12 protein-coding genes are annotated in these 8,779 nt (G+C 67.0%); 7 read left to right on the forward strand and 5 right to left on the reverse strand.

From position 1 onward, the window contains the following. Window positions 1-563: MFS transporter (locus ACRDSQ_RS02025; RefSeq protein WP_431418254.1), on the reverse strand; the 563-nt coding region annotated here is incomplete at its 3' end. Window positions 564-867: 304 nt separating this feature from the next. Between ACRDSQ_RS02025 and ACRDSQ_RS02030 the strand changes: the two genes are divergently transcribed. From ACRDSQ_RS02030 to ACRDSQ_RS02040, 3 genes are read left to right on the forward strand one after another with little or no spacing between them, the layout of a single operon-like run. Beyond that, complete coding sequence (locus ACRDSQ_RS02030; RefSeq protein ID WP_431418237.1) at window positions 868-1,236, forward strand: PASTA domain-containing protein; 369 nt, start codon at window positions 868-870, stop codon at window positions 1,234-1,236. Then, window positions 1,237-1,590: a nucleotide pyrophosphohydrolase gene (locus ACRDSQ_RS02035; RefSeq protein ID WP_431418239.1), complete on the forward strand. Its 354-nt coding sequence runs from the start codon at window positions 1,237-1,239 to the stop codon at window positions 1,588-1,590. 46 nt (window positions 1,591-1,636) lie between these two features. Next, on the forward strand, window positions 1,637-3,028 hold the full coding sequence (locus ACRDSQ_RS02040) for an ATP-binding protein (protein WP_431418240.1): 1,392 nt from the start codon (window positions 1,637-1,639) through the stop codon (window positions 3,026-3,028). Window positions 3,029-3,089: 61 nt separating this feature from the next. On the opposite strand, the gene shbA is transcribed toward ACRDSQ_RS02040, so the two are convergent. Both shbA and ACRDSQ_RS02050 read right to left on the reverse strand, forming a co-directional pair. Then, window positions 3,090-3,737 carry an RNA polymerase sigma factor ShbA gene (gene shbA / locus ACRDSQ_RS02045; protein WP_431418242.1) on the reverse strand — a complete coding sequence of 216 codons (648 nt, stop codon included), beginning with the start codon at window positions 3,735-3,737 and terminating at the stop codon, window positions 3,090-3,092. A gap of 130 nt (window positions 3,738-3,867) precedes the next feature. Continuing rightward, window positions 3,868-4,404 (reverse strand): glucosaminidase domain-containing protein, encoded by a 537-nt coding sequence (locus tag ACRDSQ_RS02050; protein WP_431418244.1) that lies wholly within the window; start codon window positions 4,402-4,404, stop codon window positions 3,868-3,870. Between the two features lie 154 nt (window positions 4,405-4,558). Here ACRDSQ_RS02050 and ACRDSQ_RS02055 point away from each other — a divergent pair, with 154 nt between their 5' ends. Together ACRDSQ_RS02055 and ACRDSQ_RS02060 are read left to right on the forward strand one after the other, a co-directional pair. Beyond that, window positions 4,559-5,458 (forward strand): AurF N-oxygenase family protein, encoded by a 900-nt coding sequence (locus tag ACRDSQ_RS02055; protein ID WP_431418246.1) that lies wholly within the window; start codon window positions 4,559-4,561, stop codon window positions 5,456-5,458. 46 nt (window positions 5,459-5,504) lie between these two features. Further along, complete coding sequence (locus ACRDSQ_RS02060) at window positions 5,505-6,500, forward strand: RtcB family protein (RefSeq protein WP_431418247.1); 996 nt, start codon at window positions 5,505-5,507, stop codon at window positions 6,498-6,500. Window positions 6,501-6,547: 47 nt separating this feature from the next. Here ACRDSQ_RS02060 and ACRDSQ_RS02065 read toward each other — a convergent pair whose 3' ends face one another. Further along, complete coding sequence (locus ACRDSQ_RS02065; protein ID WP_431418249.1) at window positions 6,548-6,772, reverse strand: DUF397 domain-containing protein; 225 nt, start codon at window positions 6,770-6,772, stop codon at window positions 6,548-6,550. Next, window positions 6,684-7,565 (reverse strand): helix-turn-helix domain-containing protein, encoded by an 882-nt coding sequence (locus tag ACRDSQ_RS02070; RefSeq protein WP_431418250.1) that lies wholly within the window; start codon window positions 7,563-7,565, stop codon window positions 6,684-6,686. Before ACRDSQ_RS02070 ends, ACRDSQ_RS02065 begins: the two co-directional genes overlap by 89 nt. Window positions 7,566-7,788: 223 nt before the next feature. Here ACRDSQ_RS02070 and ACRDSQ_RS02075 point away from each other — a divergent pair, with 223 nt between their 5' ends. Both ACRDSQ_RS02075 and ACRDSQ_RS02080 read left to right on the forward strand, forming a co-directional pair. Further along, window positions 7,789-7,989 carry a hypothetical protein gene (locus tag ACRDSQ_RS02075; RefSeq protein ID WP_431418252.1) on the forward strand — a complete coding sequence of 67 codons (201 nt, stop codon included), beginning with the start codon at window positions 7,789-7,791 and terminating at the stop codon, window positions 7,987-7,989. A gap of 184 nt (window positions 7,990-8,173) precedes the next feature. Beyond that, window positions 8,174-8,779: hypothetical protein (locus ACRDSQ_RS02080; protein ID WP_431418253.1), on the forward strand; the 606-nt coding region annotated here is incomplete at its 3' end.

Raw genomic sequence — 8,779 nt, forward strand, 5'->3', positions numbered from 1 at the left:
ATGCCGATCAGCAGCACGGCCGCGATCGCGAAGCCGGCCGAGTTGAGGAGGAACGGCATCGCGGCGAACAGGGCGAACGTGAGGCTGCCCAGTGGGCCACCGAGGAACGTCTGCCCGACGATCTCGACCGACTGCAGCTTCCCGTTGGCCGACTCGAGTTGATCGCGCGGCACCACCGCCGGGACAAGCGCTTGCGCCGCGTTGTCGGCCACCGTCTCGACGCCCCCGAGCAGAAGCGCCATCACGTAGAGTAGCCAAATTGTCGTCGCGTCGGCCCAGACAAGCAGTCCCAGACCGCCCACGATCACGGCTCGGGACAGGTTCGCGACCAGCATCGCCCGGCGTCGGTCCACCCGGTCGACCAGCGCGCCACTGACCGTCGCGAACAACAGCCAGGGGAGAAACGCGGTCGCCGAAAGACCGGCGATCAAGATCGGGTCTCGGGTGATACTGGCCGCGAGCAGGGGAAAAGCCACCTTGCCGATGCCGTCGCCGAGGTTGGACAGCGCGCTGGAACCCAGCAACCAGCGCAGTCGCCTGTCCTTCACGCCGTCGCCCCCCATCGGCACGACGGGTAATCGTGCCGAGCTGGTTCCCACCATGCCGAGGACGCTACTGAGGGCTTACGCGCGGTTACTACCTCCGAACGGGCGTTGTCCCTCCCCGGCGATTGCGCCGAACGTCCGCACGTGTGCCCGCCCGCCCGGAAATTCCGAAAGTAACCCGCCGCACCCGGAACCGCGACTCGTCCCAGGTCAGGGGGATACCGAGGCCTCCGAAGGGGCCGATTCGGACGAGGATCGGCGCGCGGCCGGGTGGTGATCACTGCCAGACTGGAAGATCACCGTCCCCGACCCAGGAGACGTCATGCGCGTTGCCGTGATCGCGATCCTCATCGCCGCGCTGTCCGCGTGCGGCACGACCCCGACGACCCCGGAGCCGCTGCCCGCGGTGAGCGCGGACCCGTCCGCCGTCTCCGGCCAGTCGCCGGGCACTTCGCCCGCCGCCCCGGAGTCGGCCGCCCTCCCCAATGTTGTGGGCATGAACCACCAGGCCGCCCAGGACGCCCTGCAGGCGGCGGGTTTCTACTACCTCACCGAGGAGGACGCGACCGGCCAGGGCAGGCTGCTCGTGTCCGACCGCAACTGGGTCGTCGTCGAGCAGGTCCCGGCGGCGGGCACCTTGGTGGCGAAGACCGAGAAGATCCTTCTGCGGTCGAAGAAGAAGGGGGACTAGGTGACTCTTGAGGAGCTCGCCGAGCGCCAGCGCGCGTTCATCACCGCCCGCGAGTGGCAGCCGTTCCACACACCGAAGAACCTGGTCATGGCCCTGACCGGCGAAGTCGGCGAACTCACCGAGCTGTTCCAGTGGCTCACCCCGGAGCTGGCCGCGGCGGCGGGCGCGGACCCCGACCTCCGCCCCCAGATCTCCGATGAACTCGCCGACGTCGTGCTCTACCTGGTCCGCCTCGCCGACACCCTCGACGTCGACCTCATCGCGGCCGCCAACGCCAAGATCGACCGCAACGAACACCGCTTCCCGATCGACAAGCCGAATTCCGGCCTGCGCCGAGTGCCCCAAGCCACATAGCCTCAATTTTGATACTCTCAAATTTGAGACTATCGGGAGTGGGGCTATGGACGGCTTTGTCGGCCGCAGGCGCGAATTGCGGCTGCTTGGTGAGGAACTCGCGGCGAGTCAAGGCCGGTGCCTGCTGCTCCGTGGACGGCGACGGGTCGGCAAGTCACGACTGGTCGAGCAGTTCATCGAGAACGCGGGCGTCCCCGCCGTCTTCTACTCCGCCTCCCGTGGACCGGTCGATCGTGAACTCGCCACGTTCGCCGACGAGGTGCTGGACTCCGACCTGCCTGGACGGGACCGGTTCACCGACGTCATTCCACGATCGTGGGACGCCGCGCTGAGGCTGCTCGCCGACGCGCTGCCCGACATGGGCCCGAGTGTCGTGGTGATCGATGAAGTCCCGTACCTCGTGGCGAGTGATCCGTCGTTCGAAGGCACGCTGCAGCGAGTGTGGGACCGGGTTCTTTCCCGCAAGCGGGTGCTGTTGATCCTCGTAGGGTCGGATCTGTCCATGATGGAAGCGCTGAACACCTACGGCAGACCGTTCCACCAGCGCGGCACGCCGATGGTGCTCGATCCGCTCGATCCGGCCGAAGTCGGCGAGATGCTCGGTCTCGAACCCGCCGCCGCGTTCGACGCGCACCTTGTCACCGGCGGCCTCCCACTGGTCTGCGCGGAATGGTCGCGCGGCGATTCAGTCCGCGACTTCCTTAAGAGCGCTCTTGGCAGGCAGACCTCCGCCATGACGGTTTCCGCCGAATTGGCACTCGCCGCGGAGTTTCCCGTGGAGACGCAGGCGCGGCAGGTGCTGACGGCGATCGGCGCGGGCGAACGGGCGCGTGCCTCGATCAGCCGTGCGGTCGACGTGCCACCCGCGTCCTTGGACCGCGCGTTGAAACTGTTGATCGATAAGCGGGTCGTGGCAGCGGATCGTCCACTCTCGACCAAACCGTCGAAGGAGACCCGCTATCGGGTCGCCGACGCGTACCTGCGGTTCTGGCTGCACTTCGTCGACCCGCATCGTGAGGAACTCGCCCGCGGACGTAGCGACCGGGTCCTGTCCCGGATCGACTCGGGTTGGACGAGTTGGCGGGGTCGGGCTATAGAGCCGGTCATCCGTGAGTCTCTCCTGAGGCTCCAGCCCGGAGATGAGCCGTTGACGATCGGTGGTTACTGGACGCGGACCAACAACGTCGAGGTCGACCTGATCGGTGCCGACCGGTCCCCAGTCGCCGGGAAGATCACCTTTGTCGGCTCCGTGAAGTGGTTGGAACGGAGGCCTTTTGACCACCACGACCTCGCCGCACTGGTCGCACATCGCGACCGCCTGCCGGGAGCCGACAGGGACACACCACTGGTCGTCGTCAGCCGGGCCGGTTCGAGGGTGGCCGACGGCGTCGCACACACCTATGGACCTGCCGACCTGCTCGCGGCCTGGTCGCGCTGACCCAGGTGGTCGTGCCCCGGACCTCCCCGCCCGGAGCACGACCACTGGCCCGCCCACGGGGCTAAGCGACCGCGAGCGTCTTGCGCAGGCGGTTCAGCGCCCGGTGCTGCGCGACGCGGATGGCTTCGGCGGTGGTGCCCATGGTGTCGGCGGTCTCCTGGGCGGACATGCCCATCACGATGCGCATGATCAGGATGTCGCGCTGGCGCTGGGTGAGGGTGCGCAGCAGGGCGCCGGTGTGCTCGGTCAGCTCGTGCCGCAGGGTGATCTGCTCCGGTCCGTCCTCCAAGCTGATGACGTCCGGGTTCTCCGCGGTGGGGTCGGACTTGTCCCGCGTGTTCGCGCGGTGGGCGTCGGCGATCTTGTGCGCGGCGATGCCGTAGACAAACGACAGGAACGGCCTGCCCAACTGCTGGTAGCCCGGCAGGGCGCGGAAGACGGCGACGCACACTTCCTGCGCCACGTCGTCCGGGCCGCTGAAGGAGCGCGGCATGCGGCCGAGCTTCACCCGGCAGTAGCGGACGATGAGCGGCCGCAGGAACAGCAGCAGCGCGTCGGTGGCACCCCCGTCGCCCGCGATGGCGGCCGCGACGGCCGCTTCGACGTTGTGCCGGTCGACCGGCCCCAGGAAACGCGGCCGGGTTCGCACGGTTCGAAGGGATGCTTCGAGTTCCGCGAGTTCGTCGTCAAGCTCCACCGTGCACAACATCGCGTCCTCCTGCGCCAGTGACTCTCACCCCTAAGAGAGCCGGGCAGGACACGCGAAATACATGCCGGATGGTTCTTTCTGACCGATTTGGCGGATTTCCGTGATTCGGTAGCGGAGTGCTCTCAGCTGGTCACTGGGGGACATCCAGGCGGTAGAGATTGTGGGTTCGCATCACCCGGATGACCTTTTCGGCGTAGAGCGGATCGGTGGCGTATCGCTTGGCGACCTCGGTGATGAACGCGTCCGGGTCGGCGGCGAGGGGCAGCGCGGCGGCGTAGTACGGGCTGGTCGTCAGGTGCCTGCCGTAGTCGCGGAACGAATCGGTCATCGAGGCGTAGACCCGGAACTCGCCGACGGCGGGGTGGCAGTCCGGTGTGCACTCGGTCGTCGGGTGCTCAATGCAGCCGATCGCGATCGGCCCCGGATTGCCCGCTTTGCATTTGTAGCCGAAGTAGTTGCGGGCCTTGGTGGCGAGCGGGCTGCGGCCCCAGCCGGACTCGACGATGGACTGCGCCGCCGTCACCGACGCCGGGATCGCGAATTCCGCGGCGACCGCCTTGGCGGCGGGCATCGCGACGGTCAGGTACTGCTCGTCTGTCGTGTCCTCGGCTGCCGCGGGCACGGACCACAGCGCCAGCAGGGCCAAGGCGAGAACTGTGGCTCGCATGCCAAGAAGCGTCAGTGCGCTATCCCCGCCGCGCAACCGCGCGTCACTCGAACGAGTGGGTCTTGACATCCGTGCGCGGTCGCGCCAGCCTGGACAAGTAACTGTTACCAGTCGTAACAGATAACGGCGACGCTGCCGTGAGAGGTGGACACCGATGGCTCGTGCTCTCGAACCCAAGGAACCCGACCAGGTCGGAGCCCGGCTGCTCGAAGCGTCCGTCCGCAACAGCTACGACCCGCACCTCGACATCGACTGGGACGCGCCGCTGGCCGTGGGCAAGGCGTACATGCCGTTCGAGCGGGTCTCGCTCTACGGCACCGACCTGTGGCGCGGGCTCAGCGAGGAGCAGCGGATCGAGCTGTCGAAGCACGAGATCGCCAGCGTCGCCGGCGTCGGACTGTGGTTCGAGATCATCCTTATGCAGCTGCTCGTGCGCTACGCCTACGACCTGGACCCGACCAGCCCGCACGCCCAGTACGCGCTGACCGAGGTCGGCGACGAGACCCGGCACTCGATCATGTTCGCCAAGGCGATCGCCCGGTTCGGCGCTCCCGTCTACGGGCCGGGGCGGACCATCCACGAACTCGGCCGGATCTACAAGACGTTCGCGGGCGGTCCCTCGATGTTCGCCGCGGTGCTCGTCGCCGAGGAGACCACCGACCGACTGCAACGCTCCACAATGGACAACCCGGACATGCAGCCGCTCATCCGCATGGTCAACCGGATCCACGTCGTGGAGGAAGCCCGACACGTCCGCTACGCCCGCGAGGAAGTCATCCGCGCGGTGCCGAAGCTGAACCGCGCGCAGCTCGAGTTCCACCGGATCGCCACCGCCGTGGTGGCCTTCGCGGTGATCGACTCGTTGATCAACCCGAAGGTCTACCTGTCGGTCGGTATCGACCCGCGCGAAGGGCGGGCGGCCGCGCTGGCCAACCCGAACTTCCACGAGACGCGGCGGTGGATGGCGGAGAAGGTGATGGAGTTCCTGACCGACGTGGGCATGGTCGGCGGCCCGTCGAAGGCCATCCTGCGCCGCGCGCATCTGCTGCGCTGAATTAAATCGTTCGGCCAAAAACCCAAGGCACACTTAGGCTTTCCCCATGTCAGCGACCACGATACCCGGCAAGCACGTCGACATTCGCCTGTGGACCCAGCCCGAAACGGTTGAGGGACAGGCGATGCGACAGCTGCAGAACATCGCCGCGCTGCCGTGGGTCTTCAAGCACGTCGCCGTGATGCCCGATGTGCACTACGGAAAGGGCGCCACGGTCGGCTCGGTCATCGCCATGCGCGACGCCGTCTCACCGGCCGCGGTCGGCGTCGACATCGGCTGCGGCATGAGCGCGGTCCGTACGTCGCTCACCACGAACGACCTGCCCGCGAGCCTGGCCAAGCTGCGCTCCGACATCGAGGCCGCGGTGCCGGTCGGCTTCGCCGCGCACAAGGCGGAGGCGTTCACCGGGCGCGACGCGAAGGACTGGCCGACGTTCTGGAAGGCGTTCGACGACCTCACCCCGATCGTGCGGCGCAACGAGGGCAAGGCGCACCAGCAGATGGGCACCCTCGGCGGCGGCAACCATTTCATCGAGATCTGCCTGGACGAGGCCAAGCAGGTCTGGGTGATGCTGCACTCGGGTTCCCGCGGGATCGGGAACATCCTCGCGCAGCACCACATCGAGGTGGCCCGCAAGCTCGCGCACAACCAGGACCTGCCCGACCGGGACCTGGCGGTGTTCCTCGCGGGCACCCCGCAGATGGTGGCCTACCGGCACGACCTGACGTGGGCGCAGGAGTACGCGCGGCGCAACCGCGCGGTCATGCTGCGCCTGGTCTGCGAGGTGCTGCGCAAGCAGTTCTGGCAGGTGAAGTTCGACGAGCCGATCTCGGTGCACCACAACTACGTCGCCGAGGAGACGCACTTCGGCGAGCAGGTCCTGGTCACCCGCAAGGGCGCGATCCGGGCAGGCCGGGGCGAGATGGGTGTCATCCCGGGCTCGATGGGGACTGGTTCCTACATCGTGCGCGGCCTCGGCAACCCGGACTCGTTCGAGTCAGCACCTAAACGACAGGGCGGTGTTGTTGCTTCTAACGCCTGAACTCCCCTGTCAGCTGGCAACCGACAGGGGAGTTCAATTTGCCGGAGTCAGGCGTGGCTAGCCTTGACGACGGCGAGCAGTTGTCGAATGTCGACAACCAAAGTGGGTTCCGGGTTTTTGCTGTCACGCAAGGCGGTCAAGTCGCCGCGGACCTCGACACAGTTCGTCTGAGTGCTGCTACGGCTACTCTTTCGCCAGGTCCGCGCTACCGTGTTCATGGACTTCCTTCTCTCGGCGGTCCGCTTCGCGGGCGATGAGATCGGCCGTCTCATCCGCACTCATCGCCACGCGAAGCACCCTGTCAACGGCGACTTCATAGGCGCCGACATCCCTTCTGTCATGCAAGAACAGACCTGAAATCCGGGTCTCCAGGTGCACGACGGGAGAGCCGCTCGCCAGCTCGACGAGGATGAACGGGCCCTCGGAAGCCGGACTCCACCCCGCGGCGATCGGAATCACGCGAAGGTCGACATTCGGTCGATCCACCATCGCCTGGAGGTGCCGCAGCTGATCACACATGACGCTGCGACCACCAATGAGCTGACCAAGCACCGCCTCGCCGATCACGGCAACCAGGTGCGCCGGTGTCCGGCGCGTCAACACATTCTGGCGGCCAAGACGCACGGCTACGCGAGTCTCGATCTCCTCGATGGGAACCTCGCCGTCCCGCATGATCGCGCGCGCGTAATCGGCGGTCTGCAACAGGCCGGGAATTAGTAGCGGTGACACGTCGACTATGCGGGTCGCGGTCTGCTCGTAGCCCAGCAGCGTCGCGAGCTGGCGTTGCTGCTCGGTCATGCCAACGCCGAGCCAGTGCTGCCGGTCGGGCTCGCGGGCCAGTGCGAGCAGCTCTTCGCGCGGCTCACCGTTAACACCGAGAGCACCAAGAATCACGGCGACATCCTCGGGCGACGGGCTGCGCTGGCCCGATTCGTATCGCGAAATCGTTGTGTGAGAGATGTCGACACGACGCGCGAGCTCGCGTACGCCGATCCCTGCCGCAGTGCGGACATCGCGAATCGCGTCGCCGAGTGCGCGTGCTCTCGGAGTGCTGGTGCCACCCATGCACCACAGCGTAGCTGGGTGGTCGAATGTCGCACATCGTCGCCCGATTGGGGTATTGGCACCAGTGGTGCCGGTGGTGCAGCATGGGTGTCACCACCCGGCACCAACCCCGATGGCGGGAGTCGGCGATGACGTTCGTGCTGATCGTACTTGCAATCGCGACGGTGATCGCGATCACATCGGCCGTGGCTGGCCTCAAGCCAGGCGATCGGGATGATGACGAATGACGCTACTCGCGAGGTACCTGCAGCACCGCCGCAACCGCGACTGGGTGCGCCGGTGGAACCAGGCTCACCCGATCCCCTGCTCGCGCCCTCAACCGGTCGTCAACCTCGGCCAGCTGACGGTGCGCCCCCGATCCTCGGCCGGTGCGGATGCCCCCGACTCCGCACCGGTCGGGACCACCCGCTGGGACTGGTCGTGAGCGGCGGCGGGCCGAGTCGCACCAGGGCCCGGTGGCTGGCCTCGCCCACTGTCAAAACCCCGGCTCCGGTTCGGGTGATCGCCCCGTGTCCGCAGTGTTCGTCGATCTGCCTGGGCGACACCCTGTTGCAGGCGATACACGCCTTGGTTCGCCACACTGCGATTTGTCACATGGGCGTGCCGCGATGACCGCGAGCCCAGCCCAGGTTGACCTCGCGGCGAACCTGGCGGCGCTGGCGAAGGTCTTGACCAACGTCCTGGTGCCGAAGATGCACGACTATGCCGCCGGCCTGATCACCGAGAGGTCGACGCCGGAGAAGGCTGACGACCTCGCCGCGGTGCTCGAGGAAACCGCCCGCCACGTCCGGGCTTGCCGACCTGAACCAGCTCAACCGAACTCCGAGGAGGAGTCATGTTCTGGCAACGATTCGCCGTCCCCAGGATCGAGATGGAGGAGTGCCCCAGATGTTACGGATCTGGCCTTACGCCCAACGGTGAGTATTGTCCCACCTGTGGAGGCCTTGGACAGATCCGCAAGCGCAAGTGACGACGCCTGTCCGCAATGCGCGGGCAGTGGTGTGATCAAGTGGACGCAGCCCGTGCCGGATGGCTCGGGCGGCTTCTCCATGCGCGAGATGGAGCACTTCTGCCCTCGCGGCTGTGGGTCGGAATGGAAGCACCCGCACGCTGAGCGGAAGCGTGTTGTGGATGCCCCGGCCGGGGCTCCGCCCGTGCGTATCGAGGGCAACGCCAAGGCAGCGAATCAACTTCCTCCCGAGCTGGATCGCCTC

Origin of the sequence: Actinokineospora sp. (assembly GCF_050699995.1) — a bacterium.
Taxonomy (GTDB): Bacteria; Actinomycetota; Actinomycetes; order Mycobacteriales; family Pseudonocardiaceae; genus Actinokineospora.

Bases quoted from the DNA above. Each gene is read 5' to 3' on its own strand.
- ACRDSQ_RS02030 (WP_431418237.1), top strand. From the start codon at position 868: ATGCGCGTTGCCGTGATCGCGATCCTCATCGCCGCGCTGTCCGCGTGC.
- ACRDSQ_RS02040 (WP_431418240.1), top strand. From the start codon at position 1,637: ATGGACGGCTTTGTCGGCCGCAGGCGCGAATTGCGGCTGCTTGGTGAG.
- shbA (WP_431418242.1), bottom strand. From the start codon at position 3,737: ATGTTGTGCACGGTGGAGCTTGACGACGAACTCGCGGAACTCGAAGCA.
- ACRDSQ_RS02050 (WP_431418244.1), bottom strand. From the start codon at position 4,404: ATGCGAGCCACAGTTCTCGCCTTGGCCCTGCTGGCGCTGTGGTCCGTG.
- ACRDSQ_RS02055 (WP_431418246.1), top strand. From the start codon at position 4,559: ATGGCTCGTGCTCTCGAACCCAAGGAACCCGACCAGGTCGGAGCCCGG.
- ACRDSQ_RS02060 (WP_431418247.1), top strand. From the start codon at position 5,505: ATGTCAGCGACCACGATACCCGGCAAGCACGTCGACATTCGCCTGTGG.
- ACRDSQ_RS02065 (WP_431418249.1), bottom strand. From the start codon at position 6,772: ATGAGACGGCCGATCTCATCGCCCGCGAAGCGGACCGCCGAGAGAAGG.
- ACRDSQ_RS02070 (WP_431418250.1), bottom strand. From the start codon at position 7,565: ATGGGTGGCACCAGCACTCCGAGAGCACGCGCACTCGGCGACGCGATT.
- ACRDSQ_RS02075 (WP_431418252.1), top strand. From the start codon at position 7,789: ATGACGCTACTCGCGAGGTACCTGCAGCACCGCCGCAACCGCGACTGG.